Consider the following 21949-nt stretch of genomic DNA (forward strand, 5'->3'; position numbering starts at 1 on the left):
TTCGCGATCCTTGGTGCAATATGCGACCTAGACCCAGCGGAGATCACCCATGACCTACAGCATCACCGATCTCATCGGCAACATCGGTGTGGCCATGATCGTGTTCGCGTACTTCCGCCTGCAGATCGGGCGCTGGGGCTTCCATGATCTCGTTTACCTGCTGTTCAACCTGTTCGGGTCCATACTCATCACCATCTCGCTGGTGTTCGATTTCAACCTGTCCACCATGATCCTGCAGATCTTCTGGATCGTGATCAGCCTGATCGGGCTCGGACACCTCTACCGCAATCGTCATCGAATGGAGGCCGGCCGATGACCCTGGCCGATATCGAGGCCCGCATCCGGGCCGTTGTTGAATTCCGGGATCTGCGCAGCCTGCCGCGCTGGAAACAACCCTTCGTCGGCGCCCTGCGCATCGCGTGGGGCATCGGCCGCGAAGTCTCCGAGGGCCAGCTCACCCTGCGCGCCATGAGCCTGGTCTACACCACGCTGCTGTCCATGGTGCCCCTGCTGGCCCTTTCCTTCTCGGTGCTCAAGGCCTTTGGAGCCCACAACCAGATGGAGCCGCTGCTGCTCGGCATGCTGGAGCCGCTCGGCGAACAGGGCGTGGAGATCGTCGACAACATCATCGGCTTCGTGGACAACATGCGCGTCGGGGTGCTCGGTTTCATCGGCCTGATCTTCCTGCTCTACACGGTGATCGCCCTGGTGCAGAAGATCGAGAGCGCGTTCAACTACACCTGGCGCATCACCGGGACACGGGGCCTGGCCGAGCGCTTCAGCAACTACCTGAGCGTCATCCTCGTCGGGCCGGTGCTGGTGGTCTCCGCGCTGGGCATCACCGCATCCGTCATGGCCACCGCGGTGATGCAGCAGGCGATGGAGGTGCAACTGGTGGGCGAGGCGGTGCAGCTTGCCGGGCGCATGGTGCCCTATCTGCTGATCATCGGCGCGTTCACCTTCATCTACGTGTTCGTGCCCAATACGCGGGTGAAGCTCCTGCCGGCGCTGGTGGGGGCCGTGGTGGCGGGACTCCTGTGGCAGAGCATGGGCTGGGCCTTTGCCGCCATGATGGCGGGCTCCACCCGCTATGCGGCCATCTACTCAAGCTTCGCCATCATGATCATGCTGCTCATCTGGCTGTACCTGAGCTGGCTGATCCTGCTGATCGGCGCCAATGTGGCCTTCTTCGTGCAGTACCCGGAGTACATGCTGGTGCGCCGGGGCGAGGTGCAGCTTTCCGCCGCGCTGAAGGAGCGCCTGGCCCTGCGGGTCATGCGCCTGATCGGGGAGCGCTTCCACGCGGGCCGCGGCCCCACGGCCCTGGACGGCCTGGCCCACGAACTGGACATGCCCGTGGAAGCGGTGGCCCGGGTGATCGAGGCATTGCGTCGGGCGGGCCTGCTGGTGAAGGCAGGCCAGGAACCCGCCGCCTACGTGCCCGGGCGTGACACGGACCAGATCACCCTAAAGGCCTGCCTGGACGCCGTGCGCGGCGCCGACAGCACCGTGCCCGGCCCGCGCGGGGACGATGAACTGGTGGACAGTCTCATGGAGGAGCTGGATCAGGCGTTGGGCGACAGGCTGGAAGGGAAGACGCTGGCGGCGCTCATAGAGCGCCGCAAGTGAATGCTGAATGCTGAATGCCGAATGCCGAATGCCGAATGCTGAATGCTGAATGAGACCGACCCCCCGGCCGAACGGCGGTGGCTGAACATTGCAGGTTGTTCGCGGCGAGGGCGCCGCTCCTACGTCCCCTCCTTCAACCTTTGTTCGACGCGCCCCACGATCTCGTCGCTCAGCTTGCGCACCAGCGGTGTGGCGGCCTTCTTCACCATCTTTTCCATCAGGCGGCTCTTGAGGCTGTATTCCACGGTCAGTGTGATGTGGGTGCCACCGTCCACGGCGGTGAGTTGGTAGCTGCCGCGATTCCTGACGCCAGTCACTGAGCGCCAGCTCAGACGTTCGTGGGGTGTGCGCTCGATGACCTCCACCTCGAAGCTCATGGACATCCCCAGCGCCCGCACCTGCCAGCGATAGCGGTCGTCCCCCAGCGGGATCACCGCCTCCACGGAGTCGCTGTAGAGGGCGAAATCCTCCACACGGCTGATCAGTCCGAAAACCGCCTCGGGGGCGGCGCCGATTTCCACTTTGTGTTCGATGACGGGCAAGGGACGACCTCAATTCAAGATTCAAGATTCAATATTCAAGGGGAAGGCGCCGGCTTCGGCATGTCTCGTAACCTACCAAGGCCACTGCAGAGCCCTTTGAATATTGAATATTGAATCTTGAATCGCGCGAACGCGCCACTGTCACCGTATTGTCACAAACCCTTCATAAACTTGACACCCGAGCTGCCCATACTGCGATCCGTCGAACGACCTGACGAACGCGGACCAGCCCATCGGTTCCCGACGAGATCGCAAACCACCCAGTTGAGGGAAATGCTCATGAGTCTCAAGAAAGTCTTCGCGGCGGGAATCGCCGCCTCCATGATCACCTCCGGCAGCGTGCTGGCCGAGGTGGATCCGAACCTGCCCAACTATCAGCGTGTATCCGGTATCTCGGGCAACCTGACCTCGGTCGGTTCCGATACCCTGAACAACCTGATGACCCTGTGGGCCGAGGAGTTCGCCAAGTTCTATCCGAACGTGGCCATCCAGGTCCAGGGCGCCGGCTCCGGCACCGCTCCCCCGGCCCTGACCGAAGGCACCGCGAACTTCGGTCCCATGAGCCGCCCCATGCGTGCCTCCGAGATCCGCGCCTTTGACGAGCGTCATGGCTACGAGCCGACCGAGATTCCGGTCGCCATCGACATGGTCGCGGTGTACGTGAACAAGGACAACCCCGTCGAGGGCCTGTCCATTCCCCAGGTGGATGCCATCTTCTCCGCCACCCGTTCCTGCGGTTACGGCAACGACATCAGCACCTGGGGTCAGGTGGGTCTGACCGGCGCCTGGGCCAACCGGGACATCACCCTGTACAGCCGCAACGCCGTGTCCGGCACCTACGGGTTCTTCCGCGAGAACGCCCTGTGCGGCGGCGACTTCAAGGCGACGGTGAACGAGCAGCCCGGTTCCTCCGCCGTGGTGCGCGGCGTGGAGCAGACCATCGGCGGCATCGGCTACTCCGGTATCGGATACCGCACCTCCGGCGTGCGCGTCGTGCCCCTTGCCAAGGAACACGGTCAGCCGTTTGCCGAGGCCAGTGGCGAGAACGCTGTCTCCGGGGACTACCCGCTGGCCCGCTTCCTGCTGGTGTATGCCAATGCCCACCCGACCCGCGGCATGAATCCGCTGGAGAAGGAGTTCTTCCGCATGGTCCTGGCCAAGGAAGGTCAGGAGGTGGTGCACCGCGATGGCTACGTGACCATCCCGGCCAGCGTCGCCGAGCGGCTTCGCGCCGAGAAGGGCCTGAACTGATTTGGCCCGAATGACAACGGGCTCTGTCGCCGAAGGCGGCAGGGCCCGTTTCAGTTGTTGAAGCTGACCCGTCACAAGACACACGCATTTCGGAAACCAGACCATGGCCGCGATCCTGCCCAACGAGAATGCCTCCCAAGCGTCTCTGTTGCCGAGCGTCGAGCGCAGGGAAAGACTGCGCAGGATCCGCGGTATCCGCGACGGCATTTCGCTCTACGGTGTCGGCGCAGCGGGATTCGGGGTGATCTTCGCCCTGGCCCTGATCTTCTTCTATCTGTTCTACGAGACCTTTCCCCTGCTCAAGCCCGTGAGCATGGAGGTGGCTTACGAGATTTCCATGCCCGGTGACGAGGAACCCGCCCCGACCGTGCATCTGACCCTCGACCGTTTCGAGGGCATCGGCGGGCGTTTCTCCGAGTCCGGTGCGATCACCTTCTTCTCCCCCGAGACCGGCGCCATCCTGACACGCAAGCAGGTCAATGTGCCGGAAGATGCCTCGGTCAGCGCCTTCGGTCGTTCGGAAAACCGCCGCAGCCTGTTCGTTTACGGGTTCTCGGATGGTTCCGTACTGCCGCTGAAGCTGGAATACGACCAGACCTTCCCCGAGGGTGTGCGCGTGGTGACCCCGAGGCTTTCCTTCCCGCTCGGGGAGGAGCCCATGCGCATCGGTGACCGGGTGCAGGGTGACTACACGGCGCTGACCGTGGTGGAGGGGCGCACCGGCTACGTGGTGGCCGGCGGCAACAGGGACGGCAGTATCGCCATGGCCCTGTTCAGCGCCCGCAGGAACATGCTCACCGGTGAGGTACAGATCAGCCGTCAGGACTACGAACTGCCCGCCATCTCCCGGCCGGTGCGTCAGTTGCTCATCAACGAGACCCTGCGCAACCTGTTTGCCATCGATGACCGGGGCCTCCTGTACAACATCGACATTGTCGATCCGAACCGGCCGCGCATCATCGAACAGGTGCAACTGGTGTCCGATGGCGCCTCGGTCACCGCGGCGGACTTCCTGGTGGGTTCCCGTTCACTGATCGTGGGCGGCTCCGATGGCAGCGTCTCCCAGTGGATGCTGGTGCGTGACGAGGAGACCAACGTGCCCCACCTCACCCGGGTGCGCGGTTTCCGCCAGCATCCCGGTGCGGTGACCTTCATCGAGCCCGAGTACACCCGCAAGGGTTTCCTGGTGGGCGATGACACCGGCACCGTGGGCCTGCATTACGCCACCTCCGGCGTCACCTTGAAGAAGATCCCGGTCTCCGGGCAACCCGTCACGCGCATCGCCGTCTCCCCCATCAACCGCCTGGCCCTGGTCAAGGGTGAGGACTCCGACGCCCTGCGGGTGATCCGCATGGACAATCCCCATCCCCAGGCCTCCCTGAGCGGGTTGTGGGGCCGGGTCTGGTACGAGGGCCGCAGTGAACCGGAGTACATCTGGCAGTCCTCCGGGGCCGACGATGCGTTCGAGTCCAAGTTCTCCCTGGTGCCGCTGACGGTGGGTACCCTCAAGGCGGCGCTGTTCGCCATGCTGCTCGGCACCCCGCTGGCCATCATGGGCGCCATCTACACCGCCTATTTCATGGCCGGCCCCATGCGCCGCATCGTCAAGCCCTCCCTGGAACTCATGGAGGCCCTGCCCACTGTGATCCTGGGATTCCTGGCGGGCATCTGGCTGGCGCCCTACATCGAGAACAACCTGCCCATCCTGGTCTCCGTGCTGATCCTGTTGCCGCTCGGCATGCTGGCGTTCGGCTACGGGTGGACCCGTCTGCCCACGCATATCCGGCACATCATTCCGCCAGGCTGGGAGGCCGCGCTGCTGGTGCCCGTGGTGCTCCTGCTGGGCTGGGTGGCCATCACCACCAGTCCCTGGATCGAGGTGGCCTTCTTCGGCGGCTCCATGCGTCAGTGGTTCACCGACGTGGGCATCCCCTACGACCAGCGCAATGCACTCATCGTCGGTCTGGCCATGGGCTTTGCCGTGATTCCCACCATCTTCTCCATCGCCGAGGACGCGGTGTTCAACGTGCCCAGGCACCTGACCCAGGGTTCGCTGGCCCTGGGTGCGACCCCGTGGCAGACGGTGGTGGGCGTGGTCCTGCCCACGGCCAGCCCCGGCATCTTTTCGGCGGTGATGATCGGCTTCGGCCGTGCCGTGGGCGAGACCATGATCGTGCTCATGGCCTCGGGCAACAGCCCCATCGTGAACTTCAACATGTTCGAGGGCATGCGCACGCTGGCCGCCAACATCGCCGTGGAATTGCCCGAGACCTCGGTGGGCGGCACCCACTTCCGCATTCTGTTCCTGTCCGCCCTGGTGCTGCTGGTACTCACCTTTGTGCTCAACACCGCGGCGGAGATCGTGCGCCAGCGCCTGCGCAAGCGTTACGCATCCCTGTGATCCCGGAACCGATTCGAGGCCTTTGAAATGAAAGAGTGGTGGAAGAGCGGTTCTCCCTGGGTCTGGCTGAACGGCGGCGCGGTCACGGTCAGCATGATCATGGTGTTCGGGCTGCTGTTGCTGATCCTGGTGCGGGGTTTCGGCCATTTCTGGCCCCACGAGGTGGTGCAGACCTATTACGAGGTGCCCGGTACGGATCGCGTCGAGGTGGTGGGCGAGCTGCGCCGCTCGGAGACCCTGACGGGGCAATCCATGCGCGAGGCGGGCGCCCCCATTCCCGAGGACCAGATGGTGGTGACCCGGCACCTGTTCAAGCTGGGCAACCGGGACGTGACCGGACGTGACTTCACCTACTTCATCGACGACTTCCTCGGGGAATGGCGCTACCCGCGGGACATGACCGTGCTGGAGCGTCGCGAATGGGGGGACTTCTACGGTCAACCCCTGCGGTTGCTCGAGGCGGGCAGGACAGTGGCGGAAGGTGCGGATCTCTGGGCCGAGTTCCGGGCCCGCCTGGCACGCAGCAACCGGCTTTACGACGAGATCCGCCAGATCGAGCGGGGTGACATCGGCAACATCAACTTCCGCATGGAGCGCGTGCGCCTGGACCAGCGCCGTGCCGAGCTGCGCGGCACCCTGACCCCGGAGCTGGAGCGTCAGTTCGCCGAGCGCCGCGCCGCCCTGGACGCGGAATACGCGGTGCTGCAGGAACGCCTGGACACCCTCATCGAGGAGGCCCGCCGGGATTCCATCGTCATGCGCGCTGCCGGTGGCCAGGAGGTGACCATCCGCCTGGACCGCATCGTCAAGGCCTGGCAGCCAAACGACATGTCCGTATTTGCCAAGGTCCGGTTCTACATCGGCGATTTCTTCGATTTCATCTTCGGTTACCCGCGTGAAGCCAACACCGAGGGCGGCATCTTCCCGGCCATCTTCGGTACCGTGACCATGGTGCTGGTGATGTCCATCATCGTGACCCCCTTCGGCGTGCTGGCGGCCATCTACCTGCGTGAATACGCCAGACAGGGCCCGCTGCTCAGGACCATCCGCATCTCCGTGTACAACCTGGCGGGCGTGCCTTCCATCGTCTTCGGCGTGTTCGGTCTGGGCTTCTTCGTCTACGTCATGGGCGGCGCCATCGACCGAACGTTCTATCCGGAGGCGCTGCCGGCGCCCACCTTCGGCACCCCGGGCCTGTTCTGGGCCTCCCTGACGCTCGCCCTGCTCACCCTGCCGGTGGTGATCGTCTCCACCGAAGAGGGGCTCGCGCGCATTCCGTCGACGATTCGCCAGGGTTCGCTCGCGCTCGGCGCCACCAAGGGCGAGACCCTCTGGAAGGTGGTGGTGCCGCTGGCCACGCCGGCCATGATGACCGGCCTGATTCTGGCCATCGCCCGGGCGGCCGGAGAGGTGGCGCCCCTGATGCTGGTGGGTGTGGTCAAGCTCGCGCCCACCCTGCCCATCGACGGCAACTTCCCCTTCGTGCATCTTGAGCGCAAGATCATGCACCTGGGCTTCCACATCTATGACGTGGGATTCCAGAGCCCCCATGCGGAGGCGGCTGAAGCACTGGTCTATGCCACGGCGCTGATCCTGGTGCTGCTGATCGTGATGCTCAACCTCACGGCCATCACCATTCGCAATCATCTGCGCGAAAAGTATCGCAGCGAATCGGACTGAGTTGCCGATCAAATCATGAGAACGCCTGATATGGACGGAACAGACACCATGAGCCAGCAGACCACCCTGACCCACGGCATGGGCGACAAGCTCTTCGAGGGCATGAACCGCACGAAACTCGATATCGCCCGCGAGGACATCTGCGTCGAGGTAAAGGACCTGAACCTTTACTACGGGCAGGATCATGCCCTGAAGAACGTCACCATGCAGATCGCCCGGCACCGCGTGACGGCCTTCATCGGGCCCAGCGGCTGCGGCAAGTCGACGCTGCTGCGATGCTTCAACCGCATGAACGATCTGATCGACATCTGCCGCATCAACGGCGAGATTATGCTCGACGGCTCCAACATTTATGATCGTGGCGTGGACGTGGCGGAACTGCGCCGGCGGGTGGGCATGGTCTTCCAGAAGCCGAATCCGTTTCCCAAGAGCATCTACGAGAACATCGCCTACGGCCTGCGGCTGCAGGGCGTGAAGGACCGCAAGGTGCTCGACGAGGTGGTGGAGCGGGCGCTCAAGCGGGCAGCGCTCTGGGACGAGGTCAAGGACCGTTTGAACGAGAACGCCTTCGGTCTGTCGGGCGGTCAGCAGCAGCGGCTGGTGATCGCGCGGGCCATCGCCATCGAGCCGGAGGTGCTGCTGCTCGACGAGCCGGCTTCCGCCCTGGACCCGATCTCCACCGCCAAGATCGAGGAATTGATTTACGAACTCAAGGATCAGTACACCATCGCCATCGTCACCCACAACATGCAGCAGGCGGCGCGTGTCTCCGACTACACCGCCTACATGTACATGGGTGAACTGATCGAGTTCGACGATACGCTGTCGATCTTCACCAACCCGGCCAGGAAGGCCACCGAGGACTACATCACCGGCCGGTACGGCTGATGAAGGTGCCCTGGAAAGGGAATGGACAGGATTTACAGGATTGAATGACAGAAGCGTGCGCCTTTCTTTGAAATCCTGTTAATCATGTTAATCCTGTCCAATTCTTTTCACCTCCTTGCGACTTCGTGACAGATTCGCAGCATCTATGATTCCACCCGGAGAAACGTGTCATGGAAAAAACCCGTCTTGGCGGTCATTACCTTGAGAAGTACGACGAGGAGCTGGAGGCCATCCGAAACCGGGTGTTGTCCATGGGCGGCCTGGTGGAGGAGCAGATCAGCCACGCCATTACCGCACTGGGCAGCGGCGACGTGGGTCTGGCTGAGGAAGTGGTGCAGAACGACATGAAGGTCAACGGCTTTGAGGTGGGCATCGACGAGCAGTGCTCCCAGGTCCTGGCCCGACATCAGCCGGCTGCCAGCGACCTGCGTTTCGTGATTGCCGTGATCAAGACCATCACCGATCTGGAGCGCATCGGCGACCAGGCCGAGCGGGTGGCACGCATGGCCCTGCAGCTTGCCCGGAAGGACCGGCCCAAGAACCAGTATGCAGACGTCGTGTCGCTGGGCGAGCGGGTGCTGGCCATGGTGCATGGTGCGTTGGATGCGTTTGCACGCATGGACGTGGAGGCGGCGGTTCAGGTGGCCCGGTCGGACGTGGCCGTGGACAACGACTACGAGTCCATCATGCGCCAGAGCATCACCTTCATGATGGAGGATCCGCGCACCATCAGTCGGGCCATGGACGTCATCTGGGCCATCCGCGCCCTGGAGCGCATCGGCGACCACGCCCGCAACATGTGCGAATACGTGGTGTATCTGGTCAAGGGCAAGGACGTGCGACACATCAGCCTGGATCAGCTGGAAGAGGCCGCCCTGGGAAAGAAGCCGGGTTGATACGATCCCACTTGCCCGCCGGAAGTGTGTGCGTCCGGCTGTGATCTCTCAACAGGTCGTTCACAGCCAGGTTGAGTGACGTGGGGCGGACAAGCGAAGCGCATCCGCCGTGCGTCAACTATTCTCGTTATGTTTCCACCTGTTGCGCGCCAGCTGCCGTCCGCGCGGCAAGATATGCGGGCAAGCCCGACGTCTGAGGCTGCAGCGGATACCGGGGTCCGGCTTCAGCCTCACCCACGGCGCGACTCGCGTGCAGCCGGACATGATCCGACCAATGGATCAGATGCAGTGAGCCGTCCTGGTCCTCGATCAACGCGGTGCAGTGTTCCACCCAGTCGCCCGTGTTGCAGTAGATCACGCCATGTTCGGCTCGAAGCGCGGCCTTGTGGATGTGTCCGCCGATGTAACCGTCGTAGCCGTTCTCCCGGGCGGTCCGTGAGGCGGCCGCCTCGAAGCGGGCGATGTATCTGCGCGCACGCCCTGAGCGCTCCTTCGCCCAAACCGACAGGGACCAGTATGGGCGTCGGAGATAACGGCGTACCCCGCCGATCCAGTGGTTCATCCGCAGCAGCAAATGATACGCCTGGTCGCCGATCCAGTGCTGTACTCGACAGGTAAGCAATTCGTCATCGAACTCATCGCCATGGCTGACCAGAAGGCGCCTTCCGTCGGCCGTCTGGTGTTCAATATGCCCGAGGATGTGTACGCCCTTGATTCTGGCGCCGATCATGGTGCGCAGGGCATCGTCGTGATTACCGGGTATATAGATGACCTCGACGCCCCGACGGGCCAGCATGAAGATCTGTTCGATCACCGCCGCCTGGTCGTCATCCCAGTAAATGCGACGGCGCATGGCCTGCAGATCGATGATGTCACCGACCAGAACAAGGCGTTCGCAGTTCAGACGTGCGAGAAAGTCCGCGAGGTATCCGGCGCGGCATTGGCGGGTGCCCAGGTGAACGTCGGAGATGAAGGCGGTCCGGCAGACAAACGTCGACATGGCATGATCCTCCCCTTGCGTATTCGCTCCGGATCGACCGAAGCGGGTGGCGTAAACCGTGTCTGCTGCCGGGTCCGGGTGTGTGCCGATCGTTCTCGGCTAGAGAAGCACCAGCAACCAGACCACTGTTGCATGTCCCAGGGCCAGCAGTACGGCGGCGGAACCCATGTCCTTGGCCCGGGCCGAGAGCTTGTGCTGCTCACCGCCAAACCGGTCGATCGCTGCCTCGATGCCCGAGTTCAGCATTTCGACGATCAGGACCAGAAACAGGCTGCTGATGAGCAGGGCGCGTTCAAGCCCGGAGTGGGTCAACCAGAACGCCGCGGGCACAAGCACCAGGCAAAGCAGCAGTTCCTGACGGAACGCTTCCTCGTGCCGGAACGCGGAGCGCAGGCCATTCCAGGAATAGCCGAAGGCCTTGATGATTCGGGTCAGGCCGCGATGCGTGCTGTAGGCCATGTGGTTGACGGGTCCAGGGTGGGGATCATGAGACGGCTTCGTGCGCGAAATACGAAAGATCGCGCTCCGGAATGTGCAGCACGTCCAGTAGGACAAGGACATCGGCCATGCCGGCCGGTCTCACGGGAAACCGCCCGGCACAGGGGTGAGCGATATGGAGCAGCCCGCGATGAATGCGCCAATGATGGCGCCAGCCAGGACATCGCTTGGGTAATGCAGTCCCAAAACGGGTCTTGATGCCGCCACGAGCACCGAGAACGGTATGACCACCCAGAACCACTCAGGCAGGTGGCTCAGCAGGACGAGAGAGAAGGCGACCGCATGAAGTGTGTGTCCGGATGGAAAGCTGTACTCGTCCAGCGGTGGCGTCCTTCGAACGATGCTCTCACTGACCATGAAGGGGCGGGGGCGGCTGGTGGTCGCTTTGAGCCACTTGTAAACGATCAGGCAAACCAGTCCGGTCAGACCCATGTGCACGCTGACGAGCAGTCCGCTGATGCCATGGAGAAGCGGTAGGATCAGCATCAGGGCGTACCAGAGCACGCCGTCACCGAGGCGGCTGATCAGGGCGAAGAATCGCCCCACGTACTCGCGGCGGTTGGCGTGGTTCAGCAGCCTGCACAACAGGAGATCCAGTGCATGCATTCGGGCAAGACCGGCAGAAGACATCGAAGCGGCCATGGGTTCAGCCTCCCGCGGGTTCCGGACACATCTCGTGGAGGATGTCCTCGTAGCGACGACAGATCCTGGACCAGTCGAGCTCGAGGGTCGTTGTGCGTGCGGCAGCCGCGAGCCGGGCGGCCTGCGCGCGGCCTGCTGCCAGTTCCGTGGCGGCCCTGATGAACGAGTCGTCGTCGGAGCAGGCCACCGTGCGGCCGTTGCGGCCATCGACGATGTGCTCACGGGCGGCCGCGTAATCGAACGCCACCACTGCGAGGCCGCTGGCCATGGCTTCAAGCGTGACGTTGCCGAAGGTTTCGCTCAGGCTGGGGAACAGGAAGATGTCGGCCGAGGCATAGTGCTCGGCGAGAGGCGCACCCGTTTGCATCCCCGCGAAATGGACGTCGGGGTGGGCGGTGGCGAACGCTTTCCGCGCCGGGCCGTCCCCGACCACCACCATGCGCACGCCGGGCACCTGTTCGCGGGCACGCTCGTAGGCCCGGAGGGCGAGCGGCAGGTTCTTTTCGGGTGCGACGCGGCTGACCATGAGCATGACCGGATCGTCAACACCGGCACCCCATGCCTCACGCAGATCGGCCCGCCGATGACGGGGGTGGAACAGATCGGTATCAATACCGCGCTCGAGCACCTCCAGCCGCAGGAAGCCCTGGCACTCCAGTTCGACCGCGAGCGCGCGTGTCGGAACCAGTGTCAACCGTGTGCGGTTGTGCAGGGCGCGCAGGTAGCGAAGGGCCACCGGCATGAGCAGGCCCAAGCCGTAGTGCGCCGTGTACTGGTGAAAGTTGGTATGGAAGTCGCTTACGACCGGGATATTCAGCGCCCTGGCCGCCAGAACGGCGGACCAGCCCAGCGGTCCCTCGGTGACGATATGCACCACGTCAGGACGTTCCCGACGCCAGCGCCGCTTCAGCAGGCCGGTGCAGGGCAAGCCCATGCGAAGCTCGCTGTAGCGAGGCAGCGGCATGCCGCGCAGCAGCAGAGTGTCGACTCCGTCGAGCGTGATGCCCGTATCGGTGTTTCCCTGGCGTATGCGGATCAGGCTGACGTCATGGTGCGTACGCAATCCGTCCACCATGCGATGGATGGTCATTGCTACACCATTGACTTCCGGCGGCCATGTCTCGGTCACAACCGCCACATGCAAGCGCCGGCGGCCTCCGTTGATCGCCGCTCCGGTGGGTTCGGGCACGAGCGTCATCGATCGATTCATGTCGACACTGTGCGCCCCGAGCTTTTCAATCGGGTGACGGGACTATGACGAGTTCATGTCAGGCGGGGCTTCCTTGTGCCTGCTTGCCGGGTCTCCCGCACTCGTATGCATGCATGATCCTTGTGCGTCAGGCCTCAAACGAAAAGGCCCCGGTGCTCTCGCACCGGGGCCTTCGGTTCTGTGAAGCGGGCGGGACCTTCCTGTCCCGCGGATGGTTTACGCCACCGCGTGCTGCTCCTTCGCCTTCTGCGCGGCCTTGGCCTCCTCGGGGGTGTAGGCCTTGCCGGACCACAGCATCTCGTAGGCAATCTCCTCGTTGCCGTTTTCGCACAGCTCCAGCACGTCCTTGAACAGGGGCTGGAAGGTCTCGCTGCGGTGAGAGGCCTCGTGCTCTTCCATGCTGTTCCAGAAGGTGATGATCAGCGCTTCCTTGCCCTTCAGCGGGCTCTCCACGGCCTGGCCCACGGTGGAGCCTTCGTTGGAGACGTCGCCGCTGTTCAGGCACACGAACCCGCCCACGAAGCCGGTGTCGGAGTGATAGGTCTTGACGTTCTCGCAGAGCACGGCAACACGCTCCTGCAGATCGTCGACGGTATAGCCGTCCTTGAGGATCACGCGGTTCACGGTTACCACGCCGTCATGGGGAAAGCCGGGGATCAGGTTGCTCATGGTCCACCTCCTGTCATTGATTGGCCTGATAAGGGAATCAGTGAATACTAATATACTTGTCTGAGGACTTTAGTCAAGTATTGATCCGACAGACGGTGAAGGATGCTCACGGATCCCTACAAATTGTGGTTTCGGTTTGGCTAAACCCCTATATAGGCGTGTTAAGCTTGGGCGCCATCGGCCGGACCCGGCTTCGGGATTCCGGATCCGCCAACCTTTTCGAGGAGTCCAGACATGCGATTCAGACTGTTGGCAGCGGTACTGCTCGGCGGCTTTGCCTCGACGGGCCACAGCGCCGGGCTTGAGGCCTATCTGAGCAGCAAGACCGCCCAGATCCTGTTCGTCAACGACGCGGCCGTCGTCGGCCTGCCCGGGGCCGACATGTCGTTCGGCCTCTTCTACAGCGACGACAAGGACTACATGGGCACCGTCGGCCTGCACGCCGCCGGCACGCCCGCCGGTGAGCACCCGGTCACGTTCGGGCTGGGCGGTCGGATCTACCTGGGCAGCACCGATCGGCCCGACCAGAAATTCCAGAACATCGGCCTCGGCGGTTCGGTGCGTCTGACCATCCCCGCCAACATGCCCCAGGCGGTGGTGGGCGAACTGCATTACGCACCCTCGGTGACCAGCTTCGGCGATTCCGACGAACTCCTGGATTGGGGCGTCCGGTACGAACTGGAGGTCACGCCCGGCGTATCCGGGTTCGCCGGCTATCGGCGCCTGACCGTGGATCTCGACCGGGACAGCAGCTACAAGGTGGACAAGCGGGTCCATTTCGGCATCCGCTTCGCATTCTGATCCACCCATGAGCGGCGGCGCCCCGGAGCACCCGGATCCCGTGGCGCGCGTGCTGGCCATCATGGCCCGCCTGCGTGACCCGGATTCGGGTTGCTCCTGGGATATCAAGCAGACCTTCGAGACCATTGCCCCGTACACGCTGGAAGAGGCGTATGAGGTGGCCGACGCCATCCATCGGGGCGATCACGCGGCGCTGCGCGATGAGCTGGGCGACCTGCTGCTTCAGGTGGTCTTTCACGCCCGCATGGCAGAGGAGGCCGGCCACTTCGACTTCGGCCAGGTGGCCGAGACGCTTGCCGACAAGCTGGTGCGCCGTCATCCCCACGTGTTCGGCGACACCCGCTTCTCATCCGAGGCGGAACAGCATGCCGCCTGGGAGGCCGAGAAGGCCCGCGAGCGCGAGCGCGTCGCAAGTGAGGGCCCATCCAGTCATCTGGACGGCGTGGCGCTGGCACTGCCGGCCCTGCTGCGCGCCGCCAAGCTGCAAAAGCGCGCGGCGCGTGCCGGTTTCGACTGGGACCACGTCAGCCCGGTGCTGGACAAGATCGACGAGGAGTTGCGCGAGCTGCGCGCCGAGATCGATGCAGGCGCGCCAGGGGAGCGCCTGGAGAACGAGCTGGGCGACCTGCTCTTCGCCGTCACCAACCTGGCCCGTCACCTGGACATCGACCCCGAAGTCGCCCTGCGCGGCACCAACGCAAAGTTCGAGCGCCGCTTCCGTTACATCGAGGACGCCCTCGCCCGGCAGGGCCGCACGGTCGAGGACGCGGACCTGGCGGAGATGGACAGATTGTGGGAGCAGGCGAAGGCAGGTGAACCGTAGGTCGGCCTTCAGGCCGACCCAGCCGCTTAACGAAGCCCCGATGTCGGCCTGAAGGCCGACCTACGAAACCCTCCGCCCTTCCCACTTCGATTGTGGCCTTTTCCCCCGCCCCGCGTTCCCTGATAAGCTTCGCCCCTCGCCCCGAAGGCCCGCAGTAGCATGAACCACGCAGTCACCATCCCCCCGGACCTGGTCACCGCCACCATCGCGGAGATCCGCCAGGTGACGCCGCGCATCAAGTCCGTGCGCCTGGCGGTGGACGAAGGGTTCCGTTACCGGCCTGGGCAGTGGATCGACGTGGCCGTGGACTCGGACGGCGAGACGGTGCTGGCCGGTTACTCCATCGTCTCCACCCCGACCACCCGGGGTTTCATCGAGCTGGCCGTCAAGGCGACCCGGGAGCATCCAGTCACCCGCTACCTGCACGAGCGCGCGCGCGTTGGAGACACCGTGCGTATCTCCCCCGCGGGCCAGGGCGATTTCTGGTTCGAGGCCGGCATGGCGGACAAGGTGGTGCTGCTGGGCGCCGGCATCGGCGTGACCCCGCTGATCGGCATCCTGCGCAGCATTCACGAGCAGATGCCCGATGTGCAGGCGACGCTGATCTACAGCGTGACCGAGAGCAGCGAGATCCTGTTCCGCGACGAACTGGAATGCATGGGTCTTGCCCCCAACATCCGCTGCGTGATCACCGTGACCCGCGACGCCGAGGACTGGCGCGGCCACACCGGTCGCATCAGCCACGACCTGCTGAGGTCCATGAGCCTCCCCCCTGACGCCCTCTACTACTACTGCGGCAGCCGTGACTTTATCGAGGATATGACAGTGATGCTCGAGGAACTGGGTATCGCTGATGATCGGCTGGTGTTCGAAAAGTGGTGGTAGGAGGGCAGTGGCAAGTGGCAAGTCTCAAGTGGCAAGGGAAACCACCCTCACCCCGGCCCTCTCCCTGAGGGAGAGGGAGAAAACCGCAGCGCTCCCTCCCCTGCAAGCGGGGGGTCTCTTTACTCCCCTTAATGGCCCTTATTTCCCTCCCCCTCATGGGGGAGGGTTAGGGTGGTTTCCCTTGCCACTTGAGACTTGCCACTTGCCACTGACCTTCAAGACTCAAATCGCATGGAAAGATCAATCGCCGCAACATCCTTCGTAATCGCTCCGACGGAAATAAAATCCACCCCCGTCTCCGCAATCCCGCGCACCGTCTGAAGGTTCACGTTGCCCGAGGCCTCGAGCTTCACCTTGCCGCCCACCCGCTCGACGGCGTCACGCATGGTATCGAGTGCGAAGTTGTCCAGCATGATCACGTCCACACCGGCGGCCAATGCCTCGTCCACCTGTTCCAGTGTCTCCGTCTCCACCTCCACCAGCAGTCCCGGGGCGAGGGCCCGTGCGGCGGTCACGGCCATAGCGATGGAGCCCGCGGCGTGGATGTGGTTCTCCTTGATCAACACCGCGTCGTAGAGGCCCATGCGGTGGTTCTTGCCGCCGCCGCAGGCCACGGCGTACTTCTGCGCCACGCGCAGACCGGGAATCGTCTTGCGGGTGTCCAGGATGCGTGCGTTCGTTCCCGCCACGGCGTCCACGTAGCGCTGCGTGATGCTGGCCGTGCCCGAGAGCAGCTGCAGAAAGTTGAGTGCCGTGCGTTCGCCGGTGAGCAGGGCGCGCGCCGGACCGCGCAGCGCGCACAGGCGCGTGTCGGCCTCCACGCGGTCACCATCCTGCACGTGCCAGGCCACGGTGACGCGCGCGTCCAGTTGCATGAACACCGCGTCGAACCAGTCCGTGCCGCAGACCACCGCGGGTTCGCGGCACACCACGTGGGCATGGCCGATGGTGTCCTCCGGCACCAGCGCCGCCGTCACGTCGCCCCCGCCCATGTCTTCGATCAGCGCCAGCTTCACGGACTCGCGGATCAGTTCGTCAGGCGGTGGAACGAGGAGGCTGTTGTCTTGTTCGGCCATGTGGACATCCGTCGGCTGTGATGACGTTGCGTCTTCGGGACACGGACTCATTCTAGCCCGATATGATATGTTGACCGGGAGTTTCGACGGATGGAGCGCAGGCAGGTGAGCGGCAGGGTACTGGTGGCCGTGGTGGCCGACGAGATGGAGGAGCAGGCGCTGGCCATTCTCCGCGAGGAGGGGGCCCGGGGTGTCACCATTGCCTCCGGGCGCGGCATCGGATTTCCGGAGCACATGACCTTCTTCGGACTCACCTATCGGGGCCTGGAGAGCGTGCTGGTCTGTGTGCTGGACGACGACACCGCGGAGCGCATCGCCGAGCGGCTCAACCGCGAGCTTTCCCTGCTCGAGCCCTTCAAGGGGCTGGCCTTCAGCCTGCCCGTGGGTCATTCGGGAGGCATCGATATGGATGCCGTGCGGGAGGCCCTGGCGCGGCACGCCCCGAAGAGCGGCGAATAACACCCACAGGACGGCGGACAGCCCTTGGACCAGCTCAGGGAATTCCTCGGAATACTCAAGCATTCCTTTCGGAATCTGTTGCCCATCATCGTGGTGGTGGCGTTCTTCCAGTTCGCCGTCATGCGGCAGGTGCCGGACGACCTGCTGCCCATCACCTTCGGTCTGCTGGTGGTTGTGCTGGGCGTGGCCCTCTTCCTGCAGGGCCTGGAGATGGGCATCTTTCCCATCGGCAAGAACCTCTCCAACGACTTCGCCAAGAAGGGCTCGCTGTCGCTGCTGATGATCTTCGGCTTCTGCCTGGGGTTCTCGGCGGTGATCGCCGAGCCGGCGCTGATCGCGGTGGCGGAGCAGGCGGAGCTGATCAGCGAGGGGCGCGTCAACGGCTTCACGCTCAGGCTGCTCGTGGCGAGCTCCGTGGGCCTGGTGGTGGCGCTGGGCGTGGTGCGCATCATTCTCGGCCACAGCCTGCACTGGTACATGATCATCGGCTACATCACGGTGGTGGTGGTCACCTTCTTCGCGCCCGAAGAAATCGTGGGGCTTGCCTACGACTCGGGCGGCGTGACCACCAACATCGTCACCGTGCCGCTGATCGCGGCGCTGGGCATCGGGCTCGCGGTGTCGCTGCGCGGCCGCAACGCGCTGACCCACGGCTTCGGCCTGGTGGGGCTCGCGGTGATGGTGCCGATGATCTCCGTGCAGCTCTACGGCATCGTCGTCTACAGCTTCGGCGAGACGGGCGTCGTGGAGGCAAACGGGCCCCTGTTGGACCCGACCGTGGACGAGGTGGTCGAACCCGCGGCCGGCAGCCTGTTGCTGGGCATGGTCAAGGACCTCCTCACCATGTTCCGCGATGTACTGCCCATCATCGCCGTCGTCCTGTTCTTCCAGTACCTGGTCATCCGCAAGTCCATCGCCCACTTCCACAAGGTCATGGGTGGCTTCGTGCTGGTGATCGTGGGCCTGTATGCCTTCGTGGTGGGCCTCAAGCTGGGGCTCTTCCCCATCGGGCAGAGCATGGCCGAGCAGCTCATCGGCCTGGATATGATCGTCTGGGTGTACCTGTTCGCCTTCACCATCGGTTTTGCCACCACCCTGGCGGAGCCGGCGCTCATCGCCATCGGCCAGAAGGCGGAGGAGGCGGGCAAGGGGCGGCTCAACGGCAACGTGATCCGGGTGCTGGTGGCCTTTGGCGTGGCGATCGGCATCACCATCGGCGTGCACAGGATCATCACCGGCGATTCCATTCATTTCTACATCATGGGCGGCTACACGCTGGTGATCCTGCTCACCTGGCTCTCGCCCCGGTACATCGTGGCACTGGCCTACGATCTGGGCGGCGTGACCACCTCCGAGGTGACGGTGCCGCTGGTCACGGCGCTCGGCATCGGGCTCGCCACGCACATCGAAGGGCGAAATGTGCTCATCGACGGCTTCGGCCTGATCGCCTTTGCCTCGATCTTCCCGATCGTCACCGTCATGCTCTATGCTATTTCCGTTGAACTCGTCGCCAAGGCGAGAGGAGTCCAGACATGAAATTTGCGGTACTGGTGGCCATCCTGGCCGAGGAACTGGAAGAGAAGGCCATCGACTCGGCCAAGAAGGGCGGCGCCGGCGGCGTCACCATCCTCGATGCCCGCGGTATCGGCAACGAGGAGAAGAAGACCTTCTTCGGCCTCACCTACGAGGGCAGCCAGTCGGTGCTGATCTTCGTGCTGGAGAAGAAGCTCTCCGTATCCATCCTCAAGAAGCTCACCCGTGACCTGGAACTGGACAAGCACAGCAAGGGCGTCGTGTTCACCATCCCGCTGGAGCACATCGCCGGCATCGACGTGGGCCAGATCGAGCGCTTCGAGGAACGCATCAGGGACGACATCTGACACACGCCATTCACTTCAGGCTCCGGGAGACAACCATGCTGGTCAGGGACATCATGAAGACGGACGTGGCGACCATCTCGCCGTTCGCCACCATCCGCGAGGCCATGCAGCGCATGAAGGCGCGCGGCGTCAAGTCGTTGGTTGTCGAGAGGCAGGGCGAGCACGACGCCTGGGGCATCATCACCTACACAACCATCCTGCGCACCATCGTGGCGGAGGAAGGCGACATCGATCTGATCAACGTCTACGACGTGAGCGCCAAGCCGGCGATCTCCGTGTACGGCGAGATGGACGTCAAGCACGTGGCCCGGCTCATGGTCAACGAGGACTACCGCCGCGTGGTGGTGCTGCGCAACAACGAGCTGGAAGGCATCATCACCATGAATGACATCGTCACCGCGGTGCTCAAGATGGTGGACGAGTAGCCGATAATCTCCAAGATGCCGTGCGCCGGGCCCGCGCGGCTGTGCCTGCAATCCTGGCCCGATCGCAGACGGGGTGTGCATCGTGGCAGGAGACACAACGCCCGCGTTCAACCGCCTCGCGGGGCGCATCGCCCTGCGCATCGCGGCGATTTACCTGGTGCTGGGTTTGCTGTGGATCGCGTTGTCCGACCGTGCGCTGATGGCGCTGGTGGACGATCCGCGCACGCTGACCTGGCTGCAGACCATCAAGGGCTGGGCCTACGTGGCCGTGACCGCCCTGCTGCTCTACGCCCTGGTCTTCTGGCAGACCCGGCGCGTGGCCCGGGCCAACGAGGCCCTTGAGGAGCGCGATCGTCACATCACCCGGCTGAATCGCGTCTACGCGATGCTCAATGCCATCAACGGCGGAATCCTGCGCATTCGCCATCGCGATACCCTGCTCAACGAGACCTGCCGGATCGCCGTGGAGAAGGGCGGTTTTCCGCTGGCGTGGGTGGGGCTCGCCGAAGAGGACGGAACGCGGGTGCGCCCGGTCTCCAGTGCCGGCGAAGGCCTGGATTGCCTGGACGGGCTGGAGTTGCGCATCGATCCCGGGGATCCGGACGCCCATCCCATGGCCAAGGATCTGGCCGCGGGCCGTCCGTTCGTCATCGATGAGCTTGCCGCCGTGCCCCCCATGGATGCCTGCCACGCCCGCGCCCGGGAGCTGGGGTTTCGTTCCGTGGCCGTGGTGCCCATCGTGGGCCAGTCCCGGCTGATGGGGGTGATGGGCTTTTTCGTTCGCGAGCGTCGTGGCCCGGCCGGCGTAGTGTTCGACGAGGGCGAGCTGCAGCTGCTCACCGAGCTGGCGGCGGATACCGGCATCGGCCTGACACTCATCGAGCAGGGCGATGCCCTGGACCGGGCGGCTCGCTTCGATCCCCTCACCGGGCTGGCCAATCGCAGCCTGCTGGAGGAACGCATCGGCCAGGCCCTCATGCGCGCCCGTTTCCAGCGTCGTTCCGTGGGTGTCATGGCCCTGGAGGTCATCGGCCTGCGCTCGCTGGTGGACTCCCTGGGGCGCCAGCAGGGCGACCGCCTGCAGCAGGCCGTGGCGGCTCGCCTGGTGAACCGGGTGCGCGAGGGTGACACCGTGGCCTATCTGGGCAACGGCGAGTTCGCCGTACTCCTGGCCGATGTGCGCACGGGCCTGGACGTCTCCGAAGTGGCGGAGAAAAAGCTCCTGGTCCCGTTCGAGCTGGAACTCGACCCCGGCGCCCCGCCCCTGGTGGTGAAGCTCTCTGCCGGCGCGGCAGTCTTCCCCGGCGATGCCGACACGCCCGAGAGCCTCCTGCAGTGCGCGGGCGTGGCGCTGCATCAGGGGGGGGCTGCGTCCCATGCGGGGCGCTGCGTGTTCTACGCGCCCGAGATGGACGAGCAGGTGCGCGAATACCAGATGCTCGACAATGAACTGCACGGCGCGCTGGAGCGGGGCGAGATGGCCCTGCATTTCCAGCCCATCGTGCACCTGGATTCCGGGGAGGTCATCGGCATGGAGGCACTGCTGCGCTGGCACAACCGGCGCTTCGGTCCCGTGGCGCCGGACCGGTTCATTCCCATCGCGGAGCATTCGGGCCTGATCCGCACCCTCGGCGACTGGGTCCTGGATACGGCCTGCGCGCAGGTCGTACGCTGGCGCGAGCGCGGCTGGCGCAAGCTGGCCATGAGCGTCAACCTCTCCGTGCGTCAGTTGCTGGCCCCCGGTTTCGACGAGCGCGTGCGCGAGATCGTCATGACCCACCGCCTGGACCCGGACGACATGCCCCTGGTGCTGGAAGTCACCGAGACCGCCGTCATCGAGGACATGGAGGCGGTGTCCGCCGCCCTTGACCGGCTCAAGCGCCTGGGCATTGCCGTGCACCTGGATGACTTCGGTACCGGCTACGCCTCGCTCAGCTACCTGCAGCAGCTGCCCGTGGACGCCCTCAAGATCGACAAGAGCTTCGTGCAGAGCCTGGAGTCCGACCCCGTCGCCGAGAACCTAGTGCGTTCCGTGATCGTGCTCGCCCAGGGGCTGGAACTGGCGCTCGTGGCCGAGGGCGTGGAGACCCCGGGTCAGCGGGACAAACTCATGGAACTGGGTTGCGACGTCGGCCAGGGTTACCTGTTTGCCCGCCCACAGCCCGTCGACGCCGTGGACCACGTGCTCGCCGATTCTCTGAGCTCAGTGCAGTCGGGTCGTGCGGAGCGGTATTGAGGGTTTTTGAACGGATTAACCGCGACGCAAAGACGCAGAGGCGCAAAGGTGCGCAAAG

General features: G+C 64.3%; 22 protein-coding genes. 15 read left to right on the forward strand and 7 right to left on the reverse strand.

Going from position 1 to position 21949, the window contains the following annotated elements; all coding sequences use genetic code 11:
• The first annotated feature begins 49 nt into the window (after positions 1-49).
• Together B1C78_RS09445 and B1C78_RS09450 are read left to right on the forward strand one after the other, a co-directional pair.
• On the forward strand, positions 50-316 hold the full coding sequence (locus B1C78_RS09445) for a CBU_0592 family membrane protein (RefSeq protein ID WP_077278917.1): 267 nt from the start codon (positions 50-52) through the stop codon (positions 314-316).
• Complete coding sequence (locus B1C78_RS09450) at positions 313-1629, forward strand: YhjD/YihY/BrkB family envelope integrity protein (protein ID WP_077278918.1); 1317 nt, start codon at positions 313-315, stop codon at positions 1627-1629. Before B1C78_RS09445 ends, B1C78_RS09450 begins: the two co-directional genes overlap by 4 nt.
• A 119-nt stretch (positions 1630-1748) precedes the next feature.
• Here B1C78_RS09450 and B1C78_RS09455 read toward each other — a convergent pair whose 3' ends face one another.
• Complete coding sequence (locus B1C78_RS09455; protein WP_077278919.1) at positions 1749-2171, reverse strand: SRPBCC family protein; 423 nt, start codon at positions 2169-2171, stop codon at positions 1749-1751.
• Between the two features lie 279 nt (positions 2172-2450).
• On the opposite strand from B1C78_RS09455, the gene B1C78_RS09460 reads away from it, so the two are divergent.
• From B1C78_RS09460 to phoU, 5 genes are all read left to right on the forward strand, one after another.
• Complete coding sequence (locus B1C78_RS09460) at positions 2451-3422, forward strand: PstS family phosphate ABC transporter substrate-binding protein (protein WP_077278920.1); 972 nt, start codon at positions 2451-2453, stop codon at positions 3420-3422.
• Positions 3423-3525: 103 nt separating this feature from the next.
• Positions 3526-5823 (forward strand): ABC transporter permease subunit, encoded by a 2298-nt coding sequence (locus B1C78_RS09465; protein ID WP_077278921.1) that lies wholly within the window; start codon positions 3526-3528, stop codon positions 5821-5823.
• A 27-nt stretch (positions 5824-5850) separates the two neighbouring features.
• A complete protein-coding gene (gene pstA / locus B1C78_RS09470; RefSeq protein WP_077278922.1) occupies positions 5851-7503 on the forward strand; it encodes a phosphate ABC transporter permease PstA in 1653 nt (550 codons plus the stop codon).
• A 78-nt stretch (positions 7504-7581) separates the two neighbouring features.
• On the forward strand, positions 7582-8391 hold the full coding sequence (gene pstB, locus B1C78_RS09475; protein WP_245795389.1) for a phosphate ABC transporter ATP-binding protein PstB: 810 nt from the start codon (positions 7582-7584) through the stop codon (positions 8389-8391).
• A gap of 170 nt (positions 8392-8561) precedes the next feature.
• Positions 8562-9287, forward strand: coding sequence for a phosphate signaling complex protein PhoU (gene phoU, locus B1C78_RS09480; RefSeq protein ID WP_077278924.1), 726 nt, complete (start codon positions 8562-8564; stop codon positions 9285-9287).
• Positions 9288-9414: 127 nt separating this feature from the next.
• On the opposite strand, the gene B1C78_RS09485 is transcribed toward phoU, so the two are convergent.
• From B1C78_RS09485 to B1C78_RS09505, 5 genes are all read right to left on the reverse strand, one after another.
• Entirely contained in the window at positions 9415-10287 is an 873-nt protein-coding gene (locus B1C78_RS09485) for a UDP-2,3-diacylglucosamine diphosphatase (protein WP_077278925.1), read from the reverse strand.
• A 99-nt stretch (positions 10288-10386) separates the two neighbouring features.
• Positions 10387-10746 carry a diacylglycerol kinase gene (locus B1C78_RS09490; protein WP_077278926.1) on the reverse strand — a complete coding sequence of 120 codons (360 nt, stop codon included), beginning with the start codon at positions 10744-10746 and terminating at the stop codon, positions 10387-10389.
• A gap of 120 nt (positions 10747-10866) precedes the next feature.
• Entirely contained in the window at positions 10867-11391 is a 525-nt protein-coding gene (locus B1C78_RS09495; RefSeq protein WP_077278927.1) for a phosphatase PAP2 family protein, read from the reverse strand.
• 40 nt (positions 11392-11431) lie between these two features.
• Positions 11432-12625 (reverse strand): glycosyltransferase family 4 protein, encoded by a 1194-nt coding sequence (locus B1C78_RS09500; RefSeq protein ID WP_217698026.1) that lies wholly within the window; start codon positions 12623-12625, stop codon positions 11432-11434.
• A gap of 228 nt (positions 12626-12853) precedes the next feature.
• Complete coding sequence (locus tag B1C78_RS09505; protein WP_077278929.1) at positions 12854-13306, reverse strand: ligand-binding protein SH3; 453 nt, start codon at positions 13304-13306, stop codon at positions 12854-12856.
• 234 nt (positions 13307-13540) lie between these two features.
• On the opposite strand from B1C78_RS09505, the gene B1C78_RS09510 reads away from it, so the two are divergent.
• The 3 genes from B1C78_RS09510 (at position 13541) to B1C78_RS09520 (ending at position 15815) form a co-directional block, all read left to right on the forward strand.
• Positions 13541-14107, forward strand: a complete 567-nt coding sequence (locus B1C78_RS09510; RefSeq protein WP_077278930.1) for a YfaZ family outer membrane protein — start codon at positions 13541-13543, stop codon at positions 14105-14107.
• A 7-nt stretch (positions 14108-14114) separates the two neighbouring features.
• Positions 14115-14930: a nucleoside triphosphate pyrophosphohydrolase gene (gene mazG, locus B1C78_RS09515; RefSeq protein ID WP_077278931.1), complete on the forward strand. Its 816-nt coding sequence runs from the start codon at positions 14115-14117 to the stop codon at positions 14928-14930.
• A gap of 159 nt (positions 14931-15089) precedes the next feature.
• On the forward strand, positions 15090-15815 hold the full coding sequence (locus tag B1C78_RS09520) for a ferredoxin--NADP reductase (RefSeq protein ID WP_077278932.1): 726 nt from the start codon (positions 15090-15092) through the stop codon (positions 15813-15815).
• Positions 15816-16030: 215 nt separating this feature from the next.
• Here the strand turns inward: B1C78_RS09520 and nadC are convergent, their stop codons facing one another.
• Positions 16031-16891 carry a carboxylating nicotinate-nucleotide diphosphorylase gene (gene nadC, locus B1C78_RS09525; RefSeq protein ID WP_077278933.1) on the reverse strand — a complete coding sequence of 287 codons (861 nt, stop codon included), beginning with the start codon at positions 16889-16891 and terminating at the stop codon, positions 16031-16033.
• Positions 16892-16981: 90 nt separating this feature from the next.
• On the opposite strand from nadC, the gene B1C78_RS09530 reads away from it, so the two are divergent.
• From B1C78_RS09530 to B1C78_RS09550, 5 genes are all read left to right on the forward strand, one after another.
• On the forward strand, positions 16982-17350 hold the full coding sequence (locus tag B1C78_RS09530) for a hypothetical protein (protein WP_077278934.1): 369 nt from the start codon (positions 16982-16984) through the stop codon (positions 17348-17350).
• A 24-nt stretch (positions 17351-17374) separates the two neighbouring features.
• On the forward strand, positions 17375-18886 hold the full coding sequence (locus B1C78_RS09535) for a DUF1538 domain-containing protein (protein ID WP_077278935.1): 1512 nt from the start codon (positions 17375-17377) through the stop codon (positions 18884-18886).
• Entirely contained in the window at positions 18883-19230 is a 348-nt protein-coding gene (locus tag B1C78_RS09540; RefSeq protein ID WP_077278936.1) for a P-II family nitrogen regulator, read from the forward strand. Before B1C78_RS09535 ends, B1C78_RS09540 begins: the two co-directional genes overlap by 4 nt.
• 35 nt (positions 19231-19265) lie before the next feature.
• The gene (locus tag B1C78_RS09545; RefSeq protein WP_077278937.1) at positions 19266-19655 is read left to right on the forward strand and encodes a CBS domain-containing protein; all 390 of its coding nucleotides are present in this window, start codon (positions 19266-19268) and stop codon (positions 19653-19655) included.
• Between the two features lie 82 nt (positions 19656-19737).
• Positions 19738-21891: a putative bifunctional diguanylate cyclase/phosphodiesterase gene (locus B1C78_RS09550; protein WP_139349879.1), complete on the forward strand. Its 2154-nt coding sequence runs from the start codon at positions 19738-19740 to the stop codon at positions 21889-21891.
• Positions 21892-21949 lie beyond the last annotated feature (58 nt).

The organism is Thioalkalivibrio denitrificans, assembly GCF_002000365.1.
Lineage (GTDB): Bacteria > Pseudomonadota > Gammaproteobacteria > Ectothiorhodospirales > Ectothiorhodospiraceae > Thioalkalivibrio_A > Thioalkalivibrio_A denitrificans.

Excerpts from the sequence above, each read along its gene's own strand:
- B1C78_RS09465 (WP_077278921.1), top strand. The coding sequence starts at position 3,526 with ATGGCCGCGATCCTGCCCAACGAGAATGCCTCCCAAGCGTCTCTGTTG.
- B1C78_RS09540 (WP_077278936.1), top strand. The coding sequence starts at position 18,883 with ATGAAATTTGCGGTACTGGTGGCCATCCTGGCCGAGGAACTGGAAGAG.
- mazG (WP_077278931.1), top strand. The coding sequence starts at position 14,115 with ATGAGCGGCGGCGCCCCGGAGCACCCGGATCCCGTGGCGCGCGTGCTG.
- B1C78_RS09445 (WP_077278917.1), top strand. The coding sequence starts at position 50 with ATGACCTACAGCATCACCGATCTCATCGGCAACATCGGTGTGGCCATG.
- B1C78_RS09505 (WP_077278929.1), bottom strand. The coding sequence starts at position 13,306 with ATGAGCAACCTGATCCCCGGCTTTCCCCATGACGGCGTGGTAACCGTG.
- phoU (WP_077278924.1), top strand. The coding sequence starts at position 8,562 with ATGGAAAAAACCCGTCTTGGCGGTCATTACCTTGAGAAGTACGACGAG.
- B1C78_RS09530 (WP_077278934.1), top strand. The coding sequence starts at position 16,982 with ATGGAGCGCAGGCAGGTGAGCGGCAGGGTACTGGTGGCCGTGGTGGCC.
- B1C78_RS09500 (WP_217698026.1), bottom strand. The coding sequence starts at position 12,625 with ATGACGCTCGTGCCCGAACCCACCGGAGCGGCGATCAACGGAGGCCGC.
- pstA (WP_077278922.1), top strand. The coding sequence starts at position 5,851 with ATGAAAGAGTGGTGGAAGAGCGGTTCTCCCTGGGTCTGGCTGAACGGC.
- B1C78_RS09495 (WP_077278927.1), bottom strand. The coding sequence starts at position 11,391 with ATGCATGCACTGGATCTCCTGTTGTGCAGGCTGCTGAACCACGCCAAC.
- B1C78_RS09460 (WP_077278920.1), top strand. The coding sequence starts at position 2,451 with ATGAGTCTCAAGAAAGTCTTCGCGGCGGGAATCGCCGCCTCCATGATC.
- nadC (WP_077278933.1), bottom strand. The coding sequence starts at position 16,891 with ATGGCCGAACAAGACAACAGCCTCCTCGTTCCACCGCCTGACGAACTG.
- B1C78_RS09520 (WP_077278932.1), top strand. The coding sequence starts at position 15,090 with ATGAACCACGCAGTCACCATCCCCCCGGACCTGGTCACCGCCACCATC.
- B1C78_RS09510 (WP_077278930.1), top strand. The coding sequence starts at position 13,541 with ATGCGATTCAGACTGTTGGCAGCGGTACTGCTCGGCGGCTTTGCCTCG.
- B1C78_RS09490 (WP_077278926.1), bottom strand. The coding sequence starts at position 10,746 with ATGGCCTACAGCACGCATCGCGGCCTGACCCGAATCATCAAGGCCTTC.
- B1C78_RS09545 (WP_077278937.1), top strand. The coding sequence starts at position 19,266 with ATGCTGGTCAGGGACATCATGAAGACGGACGTGGCGACCATCTCGCCG.
- B1C78_RS09485 (WP_077278925.1), bottom strand. The coding sequence starts at position 10,287 with ATGTCGACGTTTGTCTGCCGGACCGCCTTCATCTCCGACGTTCACCTG.
- pstB (WP_245795389.1), top strand. The coding sequence starts at position 7,582 with ATGGGCGACAAGCTCTTCGAGGGCATGAACCGCACGAAACTCGATATC.
- B1C78_RS09450 (WP_077278918.1), top strand. The coding sequence starts at position 313 with ATGACCCTGGCCGATATCGAGGCCCGCATCCGGGCCGTTGTTGAATTC.